The following is a 22,746-nucleotide window of genomic DNA, read 5'->3' on the forward strand; positions in this document are numbered from 1 at the left end:
GCGGACGACGTGGAGACGTCGGACCGCGACGAACCGGCGAGAGCGGCCGGTTTCGGAGGGCTAAGGCTATGGTCCCTCGCCCGTTGGAACGGACATGGACCTCTCGCGGCTGTCGTCGCACGTCGCCGAGGCGGTTACCGACGCGGAACGGCAGGCGGCCGTCGTCGCGCCGGTTCTCGTCCGCGACGACGAGGACCACGTGCTGTTTACGAAGCGCGCGGACCACCTCGGCGAACACCCCGGACAGATGAGCTTTCCCGGCGGCGGCCGCGAACCGAGCGACGACTCGCTTCGAGCGACCGCGCTCCGAGAAGCCGACGAGGAGATCGGTCTCCGCGCGTCGGAAGTGGACTTTTTCGGCCGTCTCGACGACATCCGAACCGTCACCGACTACTCCGTGACGCCGTTCGTCGCACGCATCCCCGACAGGACGTACGACCCCGACGAACGCGAAGTCGCCGAAATCGTCGCCCTCGCGGAGTCGGACCTCACGGACTACTCGAACTACGAATCCGAACACAGAGACCACCCCCACTACGGCCCTATCCGGCTTCACTTCTTCCGCGCCGACGGCTACACAGTCTGGGGCGCGACGGCGCGGATGCTCGTCCAACTGCTCGAACTCACGACGGAGTGGGAGATGCCGCCGGAACCGGACCGGGTCGTCGACCCGGACGCCGACTACCCGGTGTGAACCGGGTCGCCGTGGCGCGGTGAAAAAAGCGGACTCCTCAGCCGAGGAGGTACTTGAGCACGCGGTTCTCCCGGACGATATCCGTCCGTTCGAGGAGGGCGTCGAGGCCGAGGACGCGGCCCGCGCCGAGGACGCCGAGGGTCACGAACAGCACGAGACCCATCAGGTCGCCGTTGACCAGTCCGTGCGCCCAGTCCGCGTTCCCGAGGTAGAAGAATACCATCAGGAACGCCCCGAAGAACGAGGCTAACCGGACGAGTGCGCCCACGACCAATCCCAGACCGATGAGCGCCTCACCGACGGGGACCATGAAGTTCGTGAATTCGAGGAGCCACGGCGTCTGGGCGGCCCACACCAGAAAGCCGTGGATGGGGCTCGCGGTGGCGTTGAGCATCCACCCCGAGGCGTCGAACGCCTCGGGCGCCATGAGTTTGCCCACGCCGGAGTGGAGGAACCAGTACCCGACGACGATGCGAAGTACGGCGGTCCAGTAGCCCGCGAGGGTTCCACCGAGTTCGAAGTCGAGGGCGTTCGAGAGGTCGATTCCCGCGTCGGTGTGTTGCGTAGTGGACATCGTCCCTCACCTCACATCTGTACGTTGGTCGGGAAGACCGTTGTAAGTGGACGCCGGTTCCAAGAACCTGGGAACTGGTCGGTCGGACCCCGGTCCTCGCAATACGTGTCCCCGAGCGACAGGGTTATCTCTCCGGGTTCGGTACGAGAGTGTACATGGTCGCACAGACGATGGATCGCGTTCCGCGACGACGATAACCCCATTCTCGTGAGTAGTGATAGCCGATGTTGACCGGAGAGCGTAGCGTCTCGCAGACGGGTCTCGACGCCGTGGCCCTGAAGCCGAAAGAGTGCGACGTACTGGCGGGTCTGGACGTCCCCGTCGATACCGTCGCGGTGGACTACGAGGGCAGAGAGTACCGTCCGAGCGCCGACGTTCTGCGCGAACTGGCGGCGGACAAGGAGGTCAGACTAACGATACCCGTCCGCGCGGACGGGTTCGACCCCCTCGGCGACGACGCCCTCTGGGACGAGGTGCCCGACTCGGTTCGCCGCATCCTCGTGGCGGGCCACTCGGCGTATCTCTCGGAGGCGGAGTCGCGCCGCGCCGTCGCGCCGAGACTCGGCGCGGGCGTCGAACGCGCCCCCGACGCGTGGGTCGGTACCGCGGGCGTCGAGCGAATCGCCCTCGCCGCCGGCGGCACCCAGTACGAGCTGCTCTCTCGCACCACCGCCCGCGACCTGCGCTCCCTCCGCGCGGCCGGATACGACGGCGAGGTGGCCGTCTACGCGCCGACCGTCCTCTCGGAGGACGAAGACGAGATACTCGACGGCGTCGGCGCGTACGCCGCCCGGAGACCCCCCGTCGACGCCGCGCTTCCGGACGGCGCGGCGACCGACGCGGACGCCGCGGGACGCGCCCGCGAGGTGCTCTCGAAGGCCGTCAGAGACTACGGCCTCGTCGGCACCGCGGAGACGGTCAGAGAGCAGGTGACCGAACTGAAAGAGGCGGGCGCGGACGTCGTCGTCGGCTACCCCGCCCGCGGCGTCGAGTCGTTCGCCGAGTCGCGGTAGCGAACCCGACACCGCAGACGGCGACGTCCCGCCCTACGTACGGGGTGAGACGGTCGCTCGGGGGAAGCCGCCGTGCGGAGGAGAAATACCGTACAGAGAGGAGAGTGGACCGTCGGACGGGCGGGTTACGCGTCGTCGAGACTGTTCGAGTCGGGTTCGTCGGCGTCTACCGTCTCGCCGCCGCTTTGTGCGACCGTCTCCTCGACGGACGACAGTTCGTACTCTTCGCCCTCGCTTTCTTCGGTCACGTCCACCTCGTGGGCGTCGTCGTCTTTCGGAATCTCGACGCGGAGCGTCCCGTTTGACGCCAGCGTCGCCGTGGCCTCCGTGGCGTCGACGGACGCGCCGTCGGGCAGTTCCGCGGACCCGTCGAGCGACAGTCCGCGGCCCGGGAAGCGCATCTCGAACCCCTCGTGGAAGTCGCGGAACCGGTCGATTCGGACCTGCACCTCGTCGTCGAGGAACCTGACCTGCAGGTCGCTTCGCTGGACGCCGGGGGCGTCGAAGACGACGAGGTACGCGTCGTCGGATTCGAGCAGGTCGTACGGGATGGGTTTGCGCTCTTGGACGCGCCCGACGCCGCGTCCGATTCGTTCGAGGACGCTTTTCGCCGCCGACTCGCCGAACTCTTTGAGTCCGCTCATAGCTGAATCTCTTCGAGCGTTCTGCTCTCTTGGCAGTACGGGCAGACGAAATCCCCGACGCCCACGTCGTCGGGCATGTCGTAGGTGTAGTGAAGTTCGAACATATCCATCTCGCAGTCCCCGTTTTCACACTTCACTTCGAGGGTCGCAGGCATACTCGAACGTTGTTACGCCACGATGATAAACACGCGGGCTTCGGTCGCCTCCGCCGCGGATTGTCGGTTCCGGCGGGCCTCCGGGCGGCCGGTTTCGGTCGTCCCGACGGGCGGTCAGAACTCGTCGGACTCCGACGCCACGGCGGAGACGGGACGCGGCGGGTCGGGGCTCTCCGGCGGGGGCCGAAGTTCGAGGCGGTACCACCCGACGTCGCGCCACGCGCCGAGTTTGTAGCCCGCCGCCGGGAAGTCCGCGAGGTGGTCGAAGCCGTACGCCTCGTGGAACGCCTCGCTCTCGGGGTTCGGCAGCCCCAGAACCGCGTAGGCGGAGACGTATCCCTGTCTCCGCAGGGTGTCGAACAGTCTGTCGTACAGTCGTCGCCCGACGCCGCCGCGGTGGTGCGTCGGGTCGACGTAAATCGACGTCTCGACGCTCCACTGGTAGGCGGGCCGGTCGCGGACCGGCGTCGCGTAGGCGTATCCGAGAATCGACCCGCCGCCCTCGGCGTCGGTTTCGGACGCGGTCCGGTCGCCCGCCGACGGTTCTTCGGCGACGAACCACGGGTACGCGTCGCCCTCGCGCGTCGTCCGAATCTTCTCGCGCAGGTCCGATACCGACGGCGGTTCGAGCGTGAACGTCGCGGGCGTCTCGCGGACGAACGGCGCGTAGATGTCCCGAACGGCGGCGGCGTCCTCGGGCCGGGCGAGGCGGAGGCGCGGGGCGTCGGAGACCGACTCGTCGCTCATACCCGACGGTGCGGCGGTGCGGCCTAAACCTCTCTCGGTTCCGGTCACGCGGTGCCGCCCGAGGTAGTCACGGTTTTACGCGTTCGCACCCTCCGTTCGGACATGACAGACCCGGCCGACATCTCCGTGACACTCGTCGACGGGTACGTGGACGAACCGGCGCATTTCGGCGTCCCGCCCTACATCTCGACGTATCCGCGCTTCACCGCGGGGGCCCTCGTGGACGCCGGCGTACCCGAGGAGAACGTCACCTACCACACCATAGACGAACTCCGCGAGGAACGCTCGAAGTGGGCGGACGTGGCCGACGCGGACCTGTTCGTCTACATCGGCGGCATGACCGTCCCCGGAAAGTACGTCGGGGGGACGCCCGCCGAACCCGACGAAGTCCGGAAACTCGCGTGGGCCGCCGACGGGACGACGCTGATGGGCGGTCCCATCCGGTTCGGCGTCGGCGAGGAGAACGCCGGCGCACAGGAGATGGAACGGCAGGACCTCGACTACGACTTCCTGGCGATGGCCGACGTGGAGGCGGCGGCGTACGACTTGGTCGATAGTGGACTCGAAGGCTTCGACAACCGCTACCGCGACAACGAGGAACTCGACCGCTGGGCCGCGAAAGGCGCGTTCGTCGTCGAACAGCATCCGAACCACCCCGACTACCTCATCTGCGAGATGGAGACGTCCCGCGGGTGCGCCTACCGGTGTTCGTTCTGTACCGAACCGATGTACGGCAACCCCGCGTTCCGCTCTGCGGACTCGGTCGTCAGGGAGGTCGGAAACCTCTCGGATAGGGGAGCGAAACATTTCCGACTCGGCCGACAGGCGGACATCCTCGCGTTCGGCGGCGACGGCGAAGCGCCGAACCCCGACGCCCTCCGTCGCCTCTACGGCGGCATCCGGGAGGTGGCCCCGAATCTGGAGACGCTCCACCTCGACAACATGAACCCCATCACGGTCGTGAAGTGGCCCGAGGAGTCCCGCGAGTGCATCCGAATCATCGCCGAGCACAACACGCCGGGCGACACCGCGGCGTTCGGCCTCGAATCCGCGGACCCCGTCGTTCAGGAGGCGAACACGCTCAACGTCACCGCAGACCAGTGTTTCGAGGCGGTGAAGATAGTCAACGAGGAGGCGGGATGGCGGCCCGGCGAGTCGCCCGCCGACGCGCCGACGCACGGCCCCGACGCGACGAACCGCCTGCCGAAACTCCTGCCCGGTATCAACCTGCTTCACGGACTGAAGGCCGAACGCGAGGAGACGTTCGAACACAACAAGCGCTTTCTCCACCGCGTCTACGACGCGGGTCTGATGGTCCGCCGCATCAACATCCGGCAGGTGATGGCGTTCGAGGGCACCGAGATGGCGGAGTCGGGCGCGGACATCGCGAAGGGCCACAAGAAACTGTTCCAGACGTACAAAAAGGAGGTTCGCGAGGAGATAGACCGCCCGATGCTCGAACGTCTCGCCCCGGCGGGGACGGTGCTTCCGGACGTCCACTTGGAGTACCACCAAGACGGCAAGACGTTCGGCCGACAACTCGGCACCTACCCCCTCTTGGTCGGCATCCCGGGCGAACGCGAACTCGGCCGGACCATCGACGTCTCCGTCGTGGACCACGGGTACCGCTCCGTCACCGGCGTGCCGCACCCTCTCGACCCCAACGAGGCGTCGATGGACGAACTGACGGCCATCCCCGGCATCGGCAAGCGAACCGCGGGGGACATAGTCATCGACCGACCGTACGACTCCGCGGAGGACGTGGCCGCGACGGACGTGGATTTCGGCCCCTACACGAGAGAGTACCCGACGGAACGGCGCGCGGACTGAGAGAGAAGGGACAAGAGGCTCTACCGCGCCGAGCGAACGAAGTGAGCGAGGCGCGGCCCTTTTTGTCGCCAGAACGCTTTGCGTTCTGGCTGAACAGCCAGAAATCTCCGATTTCTGGCGATGGTCGAGCTTTTTGCGAGGAGTGGTCGCGCTGTGCGCGACCCGACGACGCAAAAAGGTCGTTAGAAGTCTTCTTCGATGACTTCGCCGACTGCGAAGTTGGATTTGACTTCCGTGACCTCTATCTTGACTCGGTCGCCGACCTGAGCGCCGGGGACGATGATGACGTACCCGCGTTCGACGCGAGCGATGCCGTCGCCCTGCTTCCCGATGTCCTCTATCTCGACGTACCGGAGTTCGCCGACTTCGACCGGCGGTTGCGGTTCTGCCGACGTACCGCTCGGTTCCGTCGTCTCTTCGTCCTCCGTTGCTTCGCGAGAGATGAGAGCGACACGGTACGTCTCGCCGGGTTCGACTATCCCGGCGTCGATTTCGCGCTTCGGAACCTCGACGACGTACCGGTCGTCCTCCGCGCGGACGTCAGTGTTGAACAGACACAGGAGTTTATCTGAGATTTCCACCGTATAGACCTCCATACATTCGTCACTAGCGAACGTTAAATGTGTACCGCTGCTAACACGCGTTCAGTCCTCTACGCGCGACCCGTCGGGGCGTTTCGCGCCCTCCGAATCGTGGACGACGACCTCGCCCGGACCGGTTTCGACGGGCGAGAACTCGTCTCTGACGCCGATGGCTTCCTCTAACTCCCGCACCGCCCGCGTCTTCAGCGCACTCGCCAGTTCCTCGGCGTCCTCTCGGGAGATGTCGCGCCCGAGTCCTTCGCACTCGTGTGCGCGGACCATCCCCGCTTCATCCACTGCCTCTCCCATTGGTTGACTCGTCCCGCCGAGGGCGACGCTGAACGGGTACGTCTGACAGATGAGCGGTCGGTCCTCGTGGACGCCGCAGGCTCCCGTCCCCGAGTCGTCCTCCTCGTAGAACGCGCAGTCGCCGCAGGCGTCCGTCTGAAGCGCCCACTCGAACGTTTCTCCTTCGGGTCCGTCACCGCCGTCCGTCAGTCCGAACGGCATCGGGCGGGCCACGTCGCGAAAGTCGTACTCCGTCGCGTCGGTCAGGCGGCGAACCTCGTCCGGGAACACCGTCGCCGTGTGGGCGTCTCTCTCGTCGCCCTCGCCGTGTCCCTTACAGCACGCGCCGCACCGAGTGCACTCGAAGCCGATGGACTCTATCGCGTCCGCGAGGTCCGAGACGTCGAGTTCTCTCGCGCGTTCGAGTTCCGCTTCGAGCGTCGGTTCGCCGTCGTTCACGTCCGGTGGTCGGTCGCGCGGCGGGAAAACGCCCTCGGTCGGTGCGTCCGAGTCCGGCGGGGCGACTCCGTCGCCCGTCAGACCGGTTCGATGCGCCCCGTCTCCCGGTCGTAACGAACCCGGCGTTCGGCGGCCAACTTCTCGACGTGCGCGACGACGGTGGCCCGCGCCAAGTCGCGCACGCCCGTCAGGTCCTTCCCGTAGGCGGCGTCGAGGACGGCGGCGACGTCCGACGCGCCCGCCCGAATCGCGTCGAGGACGCGGCGCTCCCTGTCGAGGCGGTGTCGAATCAGGCGTTCGCACGTCGCCCGCGGGTCGGAGACGACCGGTCCGTGCCCCGGAAAGAGCGCGTCGGGGTCGCGGGCGTACAGGCGGCGCAGGGCCACGAGGTACGCGCGCACGTCACCTTCGGGCGCGCCGACGACGACGCTCCCCTCCGCGGCGACGAGGTCACCGGCGACGATTCCGGCGTCCGTCTCGAAGGCGACGTGGTCGGAGGCGTGGCCGGGAACGTCGAGGACGGTCACGCCTCCGTCTCCGACCGGTATCCGGTCTCCCTCCGCGAACGTCCGGTCGGGTTCGACACCCGTCGCCGCCGTGAACCGGTCCGTTCGCCCCCGGCGCGCCCACACCGCGGCGTCCGTCTCCGCGGCGTAGTCGGCGACGGCACCGACGTGGTCCGGGTGGGTGTGCGTGACGGCGACGTGGTCGACGCCCGCCGCGCGCACCGCCTCGTCCAAAGCCTCGGTCCGACCCGCGGGGTCGACGAGCAGTGAACTGCCCGCCGGAGGTCCTTCGCCGACGAGGTACGCGTTCGTCGCGCCAGTCGGCGCGCGCGTCTCGACGGGAACGGAGAAGCGTCGGATGGGAGTCACGACTCCCAGTTCGGAGCGTCGGGCGAAAATCGTGGTGGTGCGTCGCGGCCGTCGGCGGTGGCTTGGTCGGTTTCCGAGACGGCGGCCGCGACCGTTCGCGCCGAGAGAGTGCGGCGGGTGTCTACGTGTTGAGGAAGTAGACCTGCTTGCGCGCGTCCTTGAAACTGTAGCGAGAGCCGACGAGGTCGGCGTCTTCGAGGCGGTTCAGCGCGTAGCGGACGGTGCGGTCCGGAAGGAGAGACTCCTCTGCGAGTTGTCCCTGCGAGAGGGGTGCGTCGCTCTCGAGAACTTTCGCGACGAGTTTCGCGCTCGGGGGGAGTTCGCGGAGGCGTTCGCGGAATTCGGACTCCGAAAGAGGGTCCTCACGGGTGGTCTCTGCGGTACTGGTGCTCATACCTACCTGAACAGCTAACTTCATGGTAAAGGTTGGCTACAAGTGTGACAATACAATGCAGACACCTTATACACACTGACATATGTATAAGGTCGGTCCCAAGAACAGCTTTGGTCGCAGAGAGAGAACCGAAGCAGCGTGATTCCCGAATCGCACCGCGACATCTTCGAGAGGAAATCGTTCGCCCACCTCGCGACGGTTATGCCCGACGGGACGCCGCACGTCACGCCCGTGTGGGTCGGTCACGAAGACGGCGAGTTCGTTCTCGTGAACAGCGCGCGCGGCCGACGGAAGGTCAAGAACGTGGAGGCGAACCCCAACGTCGGCGTCTCCGTCCTCGACCCGGACGACCCGTACCGGTACGTCTCCGTCCGCGGCGAGGCCACCCTCGACGATGAGGGTGCGGTCGAACACATCGACGAACTCGCCCGGCGGTATATGGACGTCGAGGAGTACCCGAACAAAGACGACGAGGAGGGCGCCCGCGTCATCGTCCGCATCTCCACGGAGAACGTCGTTACGAGCGGCTAAGCGGGGAGGTCCACGGTCGATAACCGGAGGCACCGGACCGACGCCGTCTCGACTACATCCAGTACGGTTTTAGTCCGCGGGTGAGCAAGACAGGGTAGTGTGAAAGGAAAGGAGTGGTACCAGGCCGACGACGTCGCCCAGGAGTACGACTCGAAGCGGTTCTCCCGCGGCGGGCGACTCATCGACCACCGGGAGAAGAGAGCGGTGCTCGACGCACTCGGTCCCGTCGAGGACAAAGACGTCCTCGAAATCGCCTGCGGGACCGGTCGATTCACCGTGATGCTAGCCGAACGGGGCGCGAACATCGTGGGACTGGACATCTCTCGCGCGATGATGACGCAGGGCCGCGAGAAGGCGCGCCGCGCGGGCGTCGAAGACCACGTCGAGTTCCTCCGCGGAGACGCCGCGCGACTTCCGTTCCCGGACGACCACTTCGACGCCGTCTTCGCGATGCGGTTTTTCCACCTCGCGGACACGCCGGCGAAGTTCCTCGCGGAGATGAAGCGCGTCTCGAAGGAACTCGTGTTCTTCGACACGTTCAACGACACGAGCGCGCGAGTGGTCTACAACTGGCTCTTGCCGATGGGGTCGCGACTCTACGGCGACGACGAAGTCCGCCGACTGCTCGACACCGCGGGCCTCTCGTTCACCGACGTGCGGAGCGACTTTCTCCTTCCTTACGGCTTCTACCGAAAGATTCCGAACGGAATCGCGGGCGCGTTCCGAGAGGCCGACACCTCGCTCGGAGAGACGAGCCTCGGGCGGCGACTCGCTTCCGTCTCTTACTGGCGGGCCACCGTCGGCGACGAATGACGCCGGGCCCGCGAGCCTCGGGCCGGACGCTTCTGTTCGAGTAGCGAGATAGTGTCCGCAGAAGTACACTATCCCGAAAGCGAGTGTCCGTCCGATTCGGCTCCCCGTCGGCGGGGTTCGAGCGGAGAAATTTAAGTTCCCGCGCCGCTACCGACCGGTATGGAGCTCTCGGTAGTCGTCCCGACACTGAACGGTCGGGACCGCCTCGCGACCAGCCTCGACGCGCTGGCCGAGCACGCACCCGACGCCGAGATAATCGTAGTCAACGGTCCGTCCGCCGACGGGACCACGGGCATGGTGCGTGACCGAGACGACGTGGACGTGCTCGTCGAGATATCCGACCGGACGCTGAACGTCGCGCGCAACGCCGGCATCCGCGCGGCGTCGGGCGACGCGGTCGCTCTCCTCCGATACGACCTCGCGGTCGAAGAGCGGTGGTGCTCGGCGGTCGCGGAGGGCCTCGAAGACGCCGACGCGGTCACCGGGCCGACGCACCAGACGCTCCGCGCCGGGATGACGACGGAGTCCGCGGAACGAACCTCCGTCTGCGGCCGCGAGGTGACGTACTTCAACGGCGGCAACGTCGCGTTCCGGGCGGACGTCCTCGACAGACTCGACGGGTTCGACGAGTATCTGGAGACCGGGGGCGCTCGGGACGCGTCGCACCGACTCGCGGGACTCGGCTACGAGGTGGAGTGGCGACCGGAGATGTGCGTCCGAACCGAGTACGAGTCGGACGGCGGCGTCGCGGAACGAGACTGGGGCTGGAAGTACCGCGCGCTCTCGTACCGACTCGCCAAGAACTACGGCGCGCGCCCGTCCGTCGTGGCTCGCACGCTCTCGCACGCCGGACGCGACGCGTTCGCGTCGGCGAGAGACGTGGTCCGCGGTGACGCCTCGCCGACCGGGTGGTTCGGGACGGGCAGAGACGTCTTCGTCGGGATGGCCACCGGGTCGTCGGACGGGTTGGTCGCGCGGGCCCGAGACCGGTCCGCGACGCGGAATCCCCACGGCTGTTCGAAGCGTGCGGACCGGGCCGTCGCGAAGTACGACCGGCGGTAGGTCAGTCCTCGCCCGGACCGAGTTCGGGGACGACGCGCGCGGGATTTTTCGAGAACGCTCGTCGCATCGCGTCTTCGGAGACGTCGAGCGTCAGAATCTCCATGACGCCGACGTTCGGGTGCGTCTCGGGGACGCCGCTTCCGAACAGCACCCGGTCCGGATGTTCGAGGAGCGCGCGCTCTAACACGTCGCGGTAGCGGACGAAACTCGTGTCGAGGTAGAGTTCGTCGTGGTCGTCGAGCATCTCTATGGCCTCGTTCATCAGGTCGCGGTCGAGCGGGAACCCGCCGAACCCGGCGAGTATAACCGGTAGGTCGCGCCGGAGGATGGTCTCCGCCGCCACGGCGGGCGGGAAATCCGCGCCCGCGTGCACGAGGAGGGGAAGCCCCACGTCCTCCAACCGGTCGAACGTCTCCTCGTCGGGGAGGCCGTCCACCGCCGGCGCGAGCGTGAACCCGTAGAATCGGTCGTCGTAGCCGTACTTCTCGACGTCCTCGGGGTCGGCGTGCGACTCCGACCGCGACGCCGTGAGATTGCGGAGGCGCGCGGCCGTCCGACTGCTCGGGTCACGCGGCCCGTCGATGCGCGCGAACGCCAAGAACGGCCGGTCCACGCTCAGTCGAGCGACGGCGTTGTTCGCGCGGAGGTACCCCATCCCCTCGGGCCGACGCCCCGGCGAGACGACGGCTTTGACCACGCCCGCCTGATGTAGTTCCCGCTCTAACCGCTCTGGCCCCACCTCTCGCCCCCGGGTCGATACCGACTCCCCGTCGGGGTCGAGTCGGGCGTGGACGTCCACCACCCGAAACCCGTGTTCCAGCTCCAACATGTTCTCTCGGAACCTCCACGAGTTCAAATATCTTGTAGATTGCACCACTCGCGGAAATTCCTCGGTTCTGCGCGCTATGCTGTCAAACCGCCGAACTAACTGAAACGAGGGCTCGGAGTGAGGGTGTATTTAAACGGGTTGCGGGGTCAACTGCTAGAGTGAGGCTCGGCGCATCCTACCGTTGAGTATGTCAGAAACGCAGAGGTCAGGGTTACGGACGCAGACGACCGTCCACGGGAGAGAAACCGTCGTGGACGCCGCCGACTACGACACGGTTTCGATGGCCATCGTCGCCGCCGTCGCCGCCGCCGAGGGCGTCACCGCAACGGCGCTCCCGCCTCTGTACGACGCGGGCATCGACCCCGACGCGGTGAACGAACTGTTCGGCGGGTCGCGGACGCACGTCGAGAGCGTCTTCTCGTTTACCTACTGCGACTACGTCGTCACGATTACGAGCAACGGCGGCGTGACAGTCGAGACGTACCGGGCCATCTGAACGGCCTCTCGACGGCCGAAGCGACGAGTGAGTCCTGGCCCCGTCGTGCGATTCCGCCGCACTATCCGACGAAATCTATTTATAGAACCGCAAGCGTCTGGAACGGTGAGGTTTCATAACTATGGCGACACGTATGCAGCAACCACTGTACATTCTCGCGGGCGGGAGCAGCCGAACCGGCGGCCGGGCCGCCACGGACTCGAACATCCGCGCCGGGAAGGCCGTCGCAAGCGCCGTCCGGACGACGCTCGGCCCCCGCGGGATGGACAAGATGCTCGTCGACTCCTCCGGTGACGTCGTCATCACCAACGACGGTGCGACCATCCTCCAGGAGATGGACATCGAACACCCGGCGGCGCAGATGATCGTCGAAGTCGCCCAGACCCAACAGAAGGAAGTCGGCGACGGCACGACGACGGCCGCCGTCCTCACGGGCGAACTTCTCGTCCACGCCGAGGACCTCCTCGAACGGGACCTTCACCCAACCGTCGTGGTGGAGGGCTACACCGAGGCCGCGCGCCTCGCACAGGAGGCCATCGACGAGCAACTGTTGGCCGTCGAACTCGACGACGAACTCCTCGAACAGGTCGCGGAGTCGTCGATGACCGGGAAAGGCACCGGCGACGTGACCGCGGACGTCCTCGCCGAACACGTCGTCAGAGCGGTCCGGATGGTCCACGAGGGCAACGGGACGTTCGACCGCGACGACGTTCGCATCGCCGCGCGCACCGGGTCGTCCTCCTCTGCGACCGAACTCGTAGAGGGCGTCGTCGTGGACAAAGACCGCGTCAACGACGGCATGCCCGCGCGCGTCGAAGACGCCACGGTGGCCGTCGTCGACGTGAAACTCGACGTCCGAAAAGGCGAGTTCGACACCGAGTACAACATCACCTCCATCGACCAACTCGACGCCGCCATCAGAGCCGAGGACGACGAACTCCGAGGCTACGCGAAGACGCTCGCCGACGCGGGCGTGGACGTGGTGTTCTGCACGAAGTCCATCTCGGACCGCGTGGCGAACCACCTCGCCGACGAGGGCATCCTCGCGTTCGAGAGCGTGAAGAACGCCGACGCCCGCGCCGTCGCCCGCGCGACGGGCGCAAAGCGTCTCGGGTCGGTCACCGACCTCGATTCCGCGGACTTCGGCCGTGCCGACGCCGTCTCGACGCGGCGGTTCGGCGACGACGAACTCACCTTCGTGGAGGGCGGCGCGGCGGCGAAGGCCGTCACGCTGTTCCTCCGCGGCGGCACCGACCACGTCGTGGACGAACTCGAACGCGCCGTCAACGACGCCGTCGACGTCGTCGTCGCGGCCATCGACGCGGGCGGCGTCGTCCCCGGCGCGGGCGCGACGGAAATCGCAATCGCCGACCACGTCCGTTCCGCGGCGGCGGGCATCGAGGGGCGCAAGCAACTCGCCGTCGAGGCGTACGCCGACGCCGTCGAGGCACTCCCGCGCACCCTCGCCGAGAACACCGGCATGGACCCCATCGACGCCCTCGTGGACCTCCGCGCGCGCTACGAGAGCGACGGCGTCGCCGGTATCATCTCGTCCGGTCGAACCGGCGAAATCGGCGACCCCGTCGAACACGGCATCATCGACCCCGCCGCGGTCAAGCGCGAAGCCGTCGATTCGGCGACCGAGGCGGCGACGATGATCGTCCGCATCGACGACGTCATCGCCGCGAAGTAATCGCGTCCGCCCGACATCGCCTCTCTCCGCTTCGCTGTCGGGTTCCGTCTCCCACTTTCGATTTTCGCTTCCCGCTCTCGTCGTCCGACTGTCTCCACCGCCGGTCACCGAGTCTTTACTCCGGAGGCGAACGAACTGTCGCCCATGCCGGACGTCACCGTCCGCGACGCGACCGTAGACGACGTTCCCGCCATCCGGCACGTCGCCGAACGCGGGTGGGACGCCGCCTACGACGACGTCCTCTCGCGGGAGACTATCGACGCCGCGATGGCGCGGTGGTACTCCCCGGAGGCGGTCAGAGCGTTCGTCGAACGCGAGGGCGCGGCCTCTCTCGTCGCCGAACGGGACGGCGAGGTTGTGGGATACGCGACGGGCGGACTCGGCGACGAAGAGACCGTCACCACTCTCAGCGCGGTTTACGCCGACCCCGAACACTGGGGAGAGGGAGTCGGGACGGCCCTCCTGGACAGGTTTGAGCAGTTCTGTCGAAAGCGGGGGTACGACGCGTTCGAAATCAGGGTGCTCGCGGAGAACCGCGTCGGGCGGTCGTTCTATCGGTCGCGCGGGTACGACGTCGTCGAAACCGGGGAGACGGACCTGTTCGACGAGAGGGTCCGCGAGTGTCTCTTTCGGGGCCGAATCGAGTGAGGCGGCCGCTCAGGACTGAAACCGGAAGCGGACGTCGTCGCCGGGTGCGAGGCCGAACGCCTCGTCGCCCCGGCCGCGGTTCACGCCGCACTCGACGTAGCCGTGACTGCCGACGGTGACGAGTCTCTCGCCCGGTTCGACGGCGGCGTACGCCGTCTCGACGGGCGCGTCCGTCCCGTTCGCGGAGACCGTCTCGCCGGTTCGCCCGCCGAGGAACTCCCCGGGGACGTTCGTAATCGCGTTGCCGAAGTCGTCCACGACGAGAACCTCGCCGCGGGCCGCGTCGCCGTCTACGGTCGCAGTCGGGAACCGGAGGTCACACACCTCCTCGTCGGGGAGGGGAACGACGGCGGAGAGCGATTCCACGGCGTCCGCGCCGACGTCGTGGACGGCCGCCGCGGCGGGGGCGAACACGTCCCGACCGTGGAACGTCGTCGAGGCGGGGTCGTCGTACTCGTACTCGAACCACTCGGGGTCGGCGTCTGTCTCGGCGGCGATTCGGCGCGCGACGGGACGGAGGACGCCGTTGTCCGGGCCGACGAAGGCGTGGTCGCCGACGCGTCCGACCACCGCCGCGCGGTCGGTGCCGACGCCGGGGTCGACGACGACGAGATGAACCGCGGGCGGGAAGTACGGAAGCGTCTCTCGCGTCCAGAAGGCGGCCGCGCGAACGTCCTGTCGCGGCAGGTCGTGCGAGACATCGACGAGGCGGGCGTCCGTCGCAGAGAGGATGACTCCCTTCATCGCCGCCGGGTACGGCGACCCGAAGTCGGAGGCGAGCGTTATCATCGGTCGCTCACTCGGGGTCCGGCCCCCCGTCGGAGTCGCGCCCGTCGGAGTCGGTGTCGCTGACGCGTTGGATGCGCTCGATACCGCCGATTTCGTCGATGACGCCCACCACCGGTTCGGGGACGAGACTCCGCCACTCCTCGCCGTTCATCATCCGGTTGCGGAGTTCGGTTCCCTGCAGGACGCCGCGGTTGAACATCGGCGACTGTCGAACCTCGACGCCCGCCTCCTTGAACAACTGGATGACGAGCGGGTTGTTCGAGTAGGCGACGTCGAACGCGGGCGACATGCTCTGGACGTGACTGACCCACACGGAGTTTCGCTCTAAGTCCTCTATCGGGACGGCGTACGTCGTGATGTCGAAGTCGACGACCGACTTTGCGACCATCATGATTCGCTCGCCCGCCGTGAAGGGGTTTCGCGTCGAGTGGGAGTCGCCCGCGCTTCCGATGCCCAAGACGAGTTCGTCTACTTCCGTGGCGATCTCTTTGACCATCTGGTGGTGCCCGTTGTGGTATGGCTGAAAGCGGCCGATGTAGAACCCCCGCATGGTCGGCTTTTCCCGCGCCTCATTTATAAAGTGCCCGAGTCGTCCGAAACCAGCTAATTACCCGCGAAGCCGTCTGAACCCTCCGTTTAGTTGGGTGGTCCGGCGGTCGAGCTCGGGGAGAAAGTATATCAGTCGAGCGGCCTTCGATTATAGTAGCGACACAGTTCTATGAGTACCAGGCACTCGACCGGCAGACGACTGGACGAGAGCGCTGCTCCTCAGGAACTGGAAAGCGTAATGGTCAGTTAGACTACTATGAGTAACGACACCGACACCGACGACAACCTTCCGGAGGAGGAGGAGGAGCGTATCTCCGAGGATACCTCCGACTCGTCGTCCGACGACGAGGTGTTTCCGGAGGCCGGACCCGACGACGGGGCCGAAGTCGACGACGGAACCGAAGTCGACGACGTCCCAGCACCGGCCGACCAGACGCAGTCTGGTGAGGTCGACGAGGGGGGAACCATAGACGACCTCGGTAGCGAAGTCGAGGTCACGGCCGACGTCGCCGACGACATCGACGAGAACGACCTTCTGGGCGGCCTGCAGATAGACTCCACCGAGGAGATAGAGGTCCCCGACAGGCTCGTCGACCAAGTCATCGGACAAGAGCACGCTCGCGACGTCGTCATAAAGGCGGCAAAGCAGCGTCGCCACGTCATGATGATCGGCTCGCCCGGTACGGGCAAGTCGATGCTCGCGAAGGCGATGGCCGAACTCCTCCCCAAAGAGGAGCTTCAAGACGTCCTCGTCTACCACAATCCCGACGACGGGAACAACCCGAAGGTACGCACCGTCCCCGCCGGAAAAGGCGACCAGATAGTCGAGGCCCACAAGGAGGAAGCCCGCAAGCGAAACCAGATGCGGTCGTTCCTCATGTGGATAATCATCGCTATCGTGCTCGGCTACTCGCTCATCATCGCCGGGCAGATTCTGCTCGGCATCCTCGCGGCGGGGGTCATCTACCTCGCGTTCCGCTACGGGTCGCGAGGCAGCGATTCGATGATTCCGAACCTCATCGTGAACAACGCGGACGAGACGGCCGCGCCCTTCGAGGACGCGACCGGTGCCCACGCGGGTGCGCTCCTCGGCGACGTGCGCCACGACCCGTTCCAGTCCGGCGGCATGGAGACGCCGAGTCACGACCGGGTCGAACCGGGTGCCATCCACAAGGCCAACAAGGGCGTGCTGTTCATCGACGAGATAAACACGCTCGACATCCGCAGCCAACAGCACCTGATGACGGCGATTCAGGAGGGCGAGTTCTCCATCACGGGCCAGTCCGAGCGCTCTTCGGGCGCGATGGTCCAGACCGAACCCGTCCCGACCGACTTCATCATGATCGCCGCGGGTAACCTCGACGCGATGGAGAACATGCACCCCGCGCTCCGTTCCCGCATCAAGGGGTACGGGTACGAGGTGTACATGGACGACACCATCGAGGACACCCCGGAGATGCGCCGCAAGTACGTGCGCTTCGTGGCCCAAGAGGTCGAGAAGGACGGCCGCCTGCCGGACTTCTCCGCGGAGGCGATAGAGGAGACCATCCTCGAAGCCCGCCGCCGCGCCGGTCGGAAGGGACATCTCACGCTCGAACTCCGCAACCTCGGCGGCCTCGTCCGCGTCTCGGGCGACATCGCCCGCGGGCAGGACGCGGACGTCGTGACGCGAGAACACGTCCTTCAGGCGAAGGGCCGCAGTCGCTCCATCGAGCAGCAACTCGCGGACGACTACATCGAACGCCGCAAGGACTACGAACTGCAGGTCGCGGACGGCTACCAAGTCGGCCGCGTCAACGGTCTCGCGGTCATGGGCGAAGACTCGGGCATCATGCTCCCCGTGATGGCCGAAGTCACGCCCTCGCAGGGACCGGGCGAAGTCATCGCCACCGGGCAACTGAAGGAGATGGCACAGGAGGCGGTCGACAACGTCTCGGCCATCATCAAGAAGTTCTCCGACGAGAACATCTCCGAGAAGGACATCCACATCCAGTTCGTCCAGGCCGGACAGGGCGGCGTCGACGGCGACTCCGCCTCCATCACCGTCGCGACGGCGGTCATCTCGGCGCTCGAAGGCGTCGGCGTGGACCAGTCGCTCGCGATGACCGGCAGTCTGTCGGTCCGCGGCGACGTGCTTCCCGTCGGCGGCGTCACCCACAAGATAGAGGCCGCCGCGAAGACCGGATGCACGCGGGTCATCATCCCCGCCGCGAACATGCAGGACGTGATGATCGAGGACGAGTACCGAGAGATGGTGGAGATAATCCCCGTCTCCCACATCAGCGAGGTTCTCGACATCGCCCTCGAAGGCGAAGCCGAGAAGGACTCGCTCGTGGACCGCCTCAAGAGCATCACCGGGTCGGCTCTCGCGCCCGAAAACCAGATCTCCGGGCCGTCCAGCCCGAACCCGCAGTAACGGCGGATGCCCGACTGGGCGATGTTCGCGGCGTTCGCGGGCCTCGTCACGTCGGCGCTTCTCTTACTTTCTCACGCCTCTCGGGGCGTTATTTCGCACGACGACGCCGAGAGGGCCGCCTCCGCCGAGACGGGCGTTCGGCCCCGCGAACCGACCGGCGACGAGACGCGGTCGGACGACCCAGACGAGTTCGTCGCGACGCCGCGACTCCGATACGGGCCGCAGTCGCCGACCGACGAGACGGAGGACTCAGGCCCCTCGACTGCGCTTCTCCTGTTGAACGTGGCGGTATCGCAGGGGCTTTTCGCCGCTCTCCTCCTCGGCGGCGCGTGGTTCTCCGACATCCCGGCGGGGGCGTTCGGCGCGGGCCTCGACAGTCTCACCCCGTGGCACGCCCTCCTCGGAACCGGCTTCGGCGTCGCACTCTACGCGGCGAACGAACTCGGCGCGGCGGCGGGCGAACGGTTCGGCCTCGGCGGAAGCGAGCAACTCCGCGAATCTCTCGCCCCGGAGACGGCCCGCGGGTGGGCGGTGCTTCTCCTCTGTGTGCTCCCCGTCATCGCGGGGTTCGAGGAACTGTTGTTCCGCGGCGCACTCGTCGGCGTCGTCGCCGCCGGGTTCGACGTCTCCCCGTGGGCGATGGCCGTCGTCTCGTCTGTCGCCTTCGCACTCGGGCACGGCGCGCAGGGCCGCGTCGGCGTCGTCGTCACCGGCGTCCTCGGGTTCGTCCTCGCGGCGGGATTCGTCCTGACCGGGAGCCTCCTCGTCGTCTTCGTCGCGCACTACCTCGTCAACGCCCTCGAATTTGTCGTCCACGAGGGGTTAGAGTGGGAGTGGGTCGGCGGGCGAACGGACCGTCGCTGACGCGGCCGCCCGACGAGAGCAGCCCCGAACCGGCGCGTTCTCCGACTTCGTCGGCGAATTCGCGGACGGCAAGCGTTTATACTGTTTTGGGAATACCTGCACCTATGGGGACTCCTGGCTCGACCCCGGACGTCACGCGGGAGGAAGTCAGACGCTTCTTCGCGCGATTAGACAGGCCGTCTACCCCGGTGACCGCCGCGACCGTCGCAGAGGAACTGGACTGTCCTCTACGGACGGCACAGCGCGTGCTCGAAGCACTCGCCGGTCGCGACGAACTCGAATCGACCGAGATAGAGACGGGAACCCGCGTCTGGTGGCGACCCGACGGCGAGTCCGGACGAACGGAGTTTCGCGCCTTCGTGAGCGCGGTCGAAGACTACGCGATTTTCGTACTCGACCCGGACGGAACCGTCGCCAGTTGGAACGACGGAGCCGAACGGATCAAAGGCTACGCGGAAGACGAAATCGTCGGCGAGCATTTCTCCGCGTTCTACACCGACGACGACGCCGACGACGGCGTGCCCGAAAAGAATCTCGACGCCGCGGCCGCGGCGGGCCGCGTCGAAGACGAGGGGTGGCGCGTCAGGAAAGACGGGACGAGGTTCTGGGCGAACGTGACGATAACCGCCATCCGAGACGACGACGGCGCGCTTCGGGGGTTCACCAAGGTCACTCGCGACATGAGCGAACGGCGCGAGTACGAACAGAAACTCCGCCGCGAACGCGACCTGACCGAACAGATATTCGAGACGACGCCGGTACGCATCGGTGTCTTCGACGCCGAGGGGCGACTCGTTCGAGCGAACCGACGCATGCTCGACCACCACGGCATCGACGCCTCGGACCTCCCCGACTTCCCCCTCGCGTCGATAGACGGCTACGACGCCGACGGAGAGCCGATTTCGGCCGACGAGTGGCCGTGGCGTCGGGTCGCCGAGACCGGCACGCAGGTCTCGGGGTTCGAGTGTCAGGTCGACGCGGACGATGGCGACCGCCGGTGGCTCTCTATCAACGCCGTCCCGTTGGATGCGGAGGCGGGCGGCGCCGACCGAGTCGTCGCCGCCGTCGAAGACGTCACGGAGCAAAAAGAGCGCGAGCGACGACTCGAACAGCAGAAGACGGACCTCGAAACGGAGTTGAGCGACATCCTCGGTCGCATCTCGGACGCGTTCTACGCGCTCGACGACGAGTGGCGGTTCACGCATCTCAACGACCGAGCGGCCGACATCATGGAACGGTGCAGCCAGGAGGTGCTCGGTCGGAAGATATGGGAGGTGCTCCCCGACGCGACTGGCGTCTACCGGGCCCCGTTCCGGCGGGCGATGGAGACCCAAGAGCCGGTCACCTTCGAGACGTACTCCGAGGGGGCCGACGCGTGGTTGGAGTTCAACGTCTACCCCTCCGAGTCGGGGCTCTCTATCTACTTCCGCGACGTCACCGACCGCAAAGAGCGCGAGCGAACGCTCTCGAAGTACGAGGCCATCGTCGAGACGGTCGACGACGGCATCTACGTGAAAGACGACGACGGCTACTTCACGATGGTCAACGAGGCGTACGCGGACCTCACCGGCTACGACCGCGAGGAACTCGTCGGCGCGCACTCCTCGCTCGTCGTCGACGAAGCCACCATCGACCGAGCAGACGAACAAACGCGGCGGGCGGCCGACGGCGAGGAGGCCGACACGACGGTGGAAGCGATGATTCGGACGGCCGACGGCGACCGCGTCCCCGCGGAAGCGACCTTCGCGGCGATAGAGACGGCCGACAGAACCGAGCAGATCGGCGTCGTCCGAGACATCTCGGACCGAAGAGAGTACCAACGGAAGATAGAGGAGAGCGAACGCCGCTATCGGACGCTGGCCGAGAACTTCCCGAACGGCGCGGTGGCCCTCTTCGACGAGAACCTCCGGTACACCGCCGCCGGCGGCCAACTCTTGAAACGGGAGGGAGTCGACCCCGAAGAGCGCATCGGACAGAGCATCTTCGACATCTATCCGGACGACCTCTTAGCGGAGGTCGAACCGTACTTCCACGCCGCCCTCGACGGCGAGCGAGACTCCTTCGAGGTGGAGTACGCTGGCCGACAGTTGTCGAACTACATCCTCCCGGTGGGCGACGGCGACGACGGAACCGACGCGGGGATGCTCGTCGTCCAGGACGTCACCGAACGCCGAGAGTACCAACGACAGCTCGAACGGTCGAACGAGCGCTTAGAGCAGTTCGCGTACGCGGCGTCTCACGACCTACAGGAACCGCTCCGAATGGTGTCGAGCTACCTCCAGTTGGTAGAGCGGCGGTACGCCGACGCACTCGACGACGACGGGCGGGAGTTCATCGACTTCGCCGTCGACGGGGCAGACCGGATGCGAGATATGATAGAGGGGCTGCTCCAGTACTCGCGCGTCGAGACGCGGGGGGATGCCTTCGAACCGACCGACCTATCGGCGGTTCTCTCGGACGTCTGCGACGACCTTCAGATTCAGATAGACGAGAGCGACGCCGAGATTACGCTCGAATCGCTGCCCCGCGTGCGGGGCGACTCGAACCAACTTCGGCAGGTGTTTCAGAACCTGCTCGACAACGCAATCGAGTACAGCGGCGACGAACCGCCGCGGATTCGCGTGTCGGCCGAACGCGAGGGCGCGTACTGGCGCGTCTCCGTCAGCGACGAGGGCATCGGCATCGACCCCGCAGACGAGGAACGCGTCTTCGACGTCTTCCAGCGACTCCACAACCACGACGAACACTCCGGTGCGGGCATCGGACTCGCACTCTGTCAGCGCATCGTCGAACGCCACGGCGGCGACATCTGGGTCGATTCGGACCCCGGCGAGGGCACGACGTTCTCGCTTACCCTCCCGGCGGCAGACGAGACAGCGGAGTGAGAGCGCGCGGTGTCACCTCCGCCGACATCCACGACGACGAACCTTTTACTGTCCGGACCTCCCCACTTCGAGCATGGCAGGCACTCGGCAGACGGCGATACAGGCAATCTTGGTGGGCTACCTCGCGCTTCTCGTCGTGGCTATCGTCACCGGAAACCCCCTCGCGAACGTCGCGGTCAACCTCGGGTTCGCGGTGGTGGCTCTCTACTTCGGATACACCGTCTACGAAGACGAACGCCCCGATATCGACCCGCGGGTGCGTCTCGTGACCGCTACCGCGTTCGTCCTCGCGGGAATCGCACAGTTCGTCGCCGTCGCGACGCAGGCGGCCGAAGCCGACATCGCTTCGTCGGCGCTGTTCGTCGTCGGGTTCATCGGGTACATCGTCCTCCGTCGGGCCTGACCGGCCCTCACGCGGACTCGACGTCTCGGAGGCGACGCGCGACGTCCGGGGGGGCACCGCCCGGCGCGTCGCGGACGCGGTGGTCCGGGATGAAGAGCGGAACCGGGTTCTCCGAGAGCGCGGTTCGAACCGTCCGTAGGTCTTCGTCTTCCTCGTCGTCGAGTCCGGCGAGTCGCGCGACGCGTCCGAGCGTCACCGTCTCGCCGTACGGCAGTTTTCTGACGGCGTCGAGAACGTCTCGCTGTTCCGTCGGCACGGTGAGTGCGACGGTCACGTCGTCGAAGTGGTCGGACTCGCCGTCGAGATAGTCGAAGACGCGGTCCAAAAGCGGGTGGTCAGTCTCGGCGTCCGACGGTGCATGCTCCGGAAACGAGACGTTGATGACCCGACCGCTCGCGATACCAATCTGCACAGTTCGCCCGAGTGTCTCCGACTCGCGGGCGTAGACGCCTGCATCCATGGGCGTCGCTTCTCCGCCGTCGGCCTTGAACCTTGACGACGACGCGCAAGCCTT

The 22,746-nt window shown here is 66.6% G+C and carries 25 protein-coding genes; 13 read left to right on the forward strand and 12 right to left on the reverse strand.

All coding sequences use genetic code 11. The features are described from left to right. Positions 1-94: 94 nt before the first annotated feature. Positions 95-694 carry an NUDIX hydrolase gene (locus BM167_RS03485; RefSeq protein WP_092888774.1) on the forward strand — a complete coding sequence of 200 codons (600 nt, stop codon included), beginning with the start codon at positions 95-97 and terminating at the stop codon, positions 692-694. Between the two features lie 37 nt (positions 695-731). Here the strand turns inward: BM167_RS03485 and BM167_RS03490 are convergent, their stop codons facing one another. Next, entirely contained in the window at positions 732-1,268 is a 537-nt protein-coding gene (locus tag BM167_RS03490; protein WP_092888777.1) for a DoxX family protein, read from the reverse strand. A 224-nt stretch (positions 1,269-1,492) separates the two neighbouring features. Between BM167_RS03490 and BM167_RS03495 the strand changes: the two genes are divergently transcribed. Next, a complete protein-coding gene (locus BM167_RS03495) occupies positions 1,493-2,281 on the forward strand; it encodes a DUF7388 family protein (RefSeq protein ID WP_092888780.1) in 789 nt (262 codons plus the stop codon). A 125-nt stretch (positions 2,282-2,406) separates the two neighbouring features. On the opposite strand, the gene BM167_RS03500 is transcribed toward BM167_RS03495, so the two are convergent. The 3 genes from BM167_RS03500 to BM167_RS03505 all read right to left on the reverse strand — a co-directional run bounded on the left by BM167_RS03500 (position 2,407) and on the right by BM167_RS03505 (position 3,827). Next, positions 2,407-2,925, reverse strand: a complete 519-nt coding sequence (locus BM167_RS03500; RefSeq protein ID WP_092888783.1) for an Hsp20/alpha crystallin family protein — start codon at positions 2,923-2,925, stop codon at positions 2,407-2,409. Continuing rightward, positions 2,922-3,080, reverse strand: coding sequence for a DUF7559 family protein (locus tag BM167_RS18310; RefSeq protein ID WP_177213275.1), 159 nt, complete (start codon positions 3,078-3,080; stop codon positions 2,922-2,924). Before BM167_RS18310 ends, BM167_RS03500 begins: the two co-directional genes overlap by 4 nt. A 114-nt stretch (positions 3,081-3,194) precedes the next feature. Then, positions 3,195-3,827: a GNAT family N-acetyltransferase gene (locus BM167_RS03505; RefSeq protein ID WP_092888786.1), complete on the reverse strand. Its 633-nt coding sequence runs from the start codon at positions 3,825-3,827 to the stop codon at positions 3,195-3,197. Positions 3,828-3,929: 102 nt separating this feature from the next. Here BM167_RS03505 and BM167_RS03510 point away from each other — a divergent pair, with 102 nt between their 5' ends. Beyond that, positions 3,930-5,657 (forward strand): radical SAM protein, encoded by a 1,728-nt coding sequence (locus BM167_RS03510; protein ID WP_092888789.1) that lies wholly within the window; start codon positions 3,930-3,932, stop codon positions 5,655-5,657. A gap of 182 nt (positions 5,658-5,839) precedes the next feature. On the opposite strand, the gene BM167_RS03515 is transcribed toward BM167_RS03510, so the two are convergent. From BM167_RS03515 to BM167_RS03530, 4 genes are all read right to left on the reverse strand, one after another. Continuing rightward, entirely contained in the window at positions 5,840-6,238 is a 399-nt protein-coding gene (locus tag BM167_RS03515; protein WP_092891075.1) for a TRAM domain-containing protein, read from the reverse strand. Positions 6,239-6,301: 63 nt separating this feature from the next. Further along, entirely contained in the window at positions 6,302-6,985 is a 684-nt protein-coding gene (locus BM167_RS03520; protein WP_092888792.1) for a YkgJ family cysteine cluster protein, read from the reverse strand. Between the two features lie 77 nt (positions 6,986-7,062). Further along, positions 7,063-7,860 (reverse strand): MBL fold metallo-hydrolase, encoded by a 798-nt coding sequence (locus tag BM167_RS03525; protein WP_092888795.1) that lies wholly within the window; start codon positions 7,858-7,860, stop codon positions 7,063-7,065. 121 nt (positions 7,861-7,981) lie between these two features. Further along, complete coding sequence (locus BM167_RS03530; protein ID WP_092537434.1) at positions 7,982-8,254, reverse strand: MarR family transcriptional regulator; 273 nt, start codon at positions 8,252-8,254, stop codon at positions 7,982-7,984. Positions 8,255-8,392: 138 nt separating this feature from the next. On the opposite strand from BM167_RS03530, the gene BM167_RS03535 reads away from it, so the two are divergent. The 3 genes from BM167_RS03535 (at position 8,393) to BM167_RS03545 (ending at position 10,660) form a co-directional block, all read left to right on the forward strand. Beyond that, positions 8,393-8,785, forward strand: a complete 393-nt coding sequence (locus BM167_RS03535) for a PPOX class F420-dependent oxidoreductase (protein WP_092888798.1) — start codon at positions 8,393-8,395, stop codon at positions 8,783-8,785. 99 nt (positions 8,786-8,884) lie between these two features. After that, positions 8,885-9,598 (forward strand): class I SAM-dependent methyltransferase, encoded by a 714-nt coding sequence (locus BM167_RS03540; protein WP_092888801.1) that lies wholly within the window; start codon positions 8,885-8,887, stop codon positions 9,596-9,598. A gap of 159 nt (positions 9,599-9,757) precedes the next feature. After that, positions 9,758-10,660: a glycosyltransferase family 2 protein gene (locus BM167_RS03545; RefSeq protein WP_092888804.1), complete on the forward strand. Its 903-nt coding sequence runs from the start codon at positions 9,758-9,760 to the stop codon at positions 10,658-10,660. A 1-nt stretch (position 10,661) separates the two neighbouring features. Here BM167_RS03545 and BM167_RS03550 read toward each other — a convergent pair whose 3' ends face one another. Beyond that, positions 10,662-11,489, reverse strand: coding sequence for an amidohydrolase family protein (locus BM167_RS03550; protein ID WP_092888807.1), 828 nt, complete (start codon positions 11,487-11,489; stop codon positions 10,662-10,664). A 187-nt stretch (positions 11,490-11,676) separates the two neighbouring features. Here BM167_RS03550 and BM167_RS03555 point away from each other — a divergent pair, with 187 nt between their 5' ends. The 3 genes from BM167_RS03555 (at position 11,677) to BM167_RS03565 (ending at position 14,326) form a co-directional block, all read left to right on the forward strand. Continuing rightward, on the forward strand, positions 11,677-11,985 hold the full coding sequence (locus tag BM167_RS03555) for a HalOD1 output domain-containing protein (RefSeq protein ID WP_143095459.1): 309 nt from the start codon (positions 11,677-11,679) through the stop codon (positions 11,983-11,985). 133 nt (positions 11,986-12,118) lie between these two features. Then, the gene (gene thsA, locus BM167_RS03560; protein ID WP_092888813.1) at positions 12,119-13,678 is read left to right on the forward strand and encodes a thermosome subunit alpha; all 1,560 of its coding nucleotides are present in this window, start codon (positions 12,119-12,121) and stop codon (positions 13,676-13,678) included. 144 nt (positions 13,679-13,822) lie between these two features. Next, positions 13,823-14,326, forward strand: coding sequence for a GNAT family N-acetyltransferase (locus BM167_RS03565; RefSeq protein ID WP_092888816.1), 504 nt, complete (start codon positions 13,823-13,825; stop codon positions 14,324-14,326). A gap of 9 nt (positions 14,327-14,335) precedes the next feature. On the opposite strand, the gene BM167_RS03570 is transcribed toward BM167_RS03565, so the two are convergent. Further along, positions 14,336-15,115, reverse strand: coding sequence for an SAM hydrolase/SAM-dependent halogenase family protein (locus BM167_RS03570; protein ID WP_092888819.1), 780 nt, complete (start codon positions 15,113-15,115; stop codon positions 14,336-14,338). A 7-nt stretch (positions 15,116-15,122) separates the two neighbouring features. Continuing rightward, positions 15,123-15,665 carry a nicotinamide-nucleotide adenylyltransferase gene (locus BM167_RS03575; protein ID WP_092888822.1) on the reverse strand — a complete coding sequence of 181 codons (543 nt, stop codon included), beginning with the start codon at positions 15,663-15,665 and terminating at the stop codon, positions 15,123-15,125. Positions 15,666-15,920: 255 nt separating this feature from the next. Between BM167_RS03575 and lonB the strand changes: the two genes are divergently transcribed. The 4 genes from lonB to BM167_RS03595 all read left to right on the forward strand — a co-directional run bounded on the left by lonB (position 15,921) and on the right by BM167_RS03595 (position 22,232). Further along, entirely contained in the window at positions 15,921-18,080 is a 2,160-nt protein-coding gene (lonB, locus tag BM167_RS03580) for an ATP-dependent protease LonB (protein WP_092888825.1), read from the forward strand. A 6-nt stretch (positions 18,081-18,086) separates the two neighbouring features. Continuing rightward, on the forward strand, positions 18,087-18,944 hold the full coding sequence (locus BM167_RS03585; protein ID WP_092888828.1) for a CPBP family intramembrane glutamic endopeptidase: 858 nt from the start codon (positions 18,087-18,089) through the stop codon (positions 18,942-18,944). Between the two features lie 104 nt (positions 18,945-19,048). Continuing rightward, positions 19,049-21,829, forward strand: coding sequence for a PAS domain S-box protein (locus BM167_RS03590; RefSeq protein WP_092888831.1), 2,781 nt, complete (start codon positions 19,049-19,051; stop codon positions 21,827-21,829). Between the two features lie 73 nt (positions 21,830-21,902). Then, positions 21,903-22,232: a hypothetical protein gene (locus BM167_RS03595; protein ID WP_092888834.1), complete on the forward strand. Its 330-nt coding sequence runs from the start codon at positions 21,903-21,905 to the stop codon at positions 22,230-22,232. 7 nt (positions 22,233-22,239) lie between these two features. Here the strand turns inward: BM167_RS03595 and BM167_RS03600 are convergent, their stop codons facing one another. After that, positions 22,240-22,692, reverse strand: coding sequence for a methylated-DNA--[protein]-cysteine S-methyltransferase (locus BM167_RS03600; RefSeq protein ID WP_092888837.1), 453 nt, complete (start codon positions 22,690-22,692; stop codon positions 22,240-22,242). Between the last annotated feature and the right edge of the window lie 54 nt (positions 22,693-22,746).

This window comes from Halopelagius inordinatus, from assembly GCF_900113245.1.
In the GTDB taxonomy this organism is placed as follows: Archaea; Halobacteriota; Halobacteria; order Halobacteriales; family Haloferacaceae; genus Halopelagius; species Halopelagius inordinatus.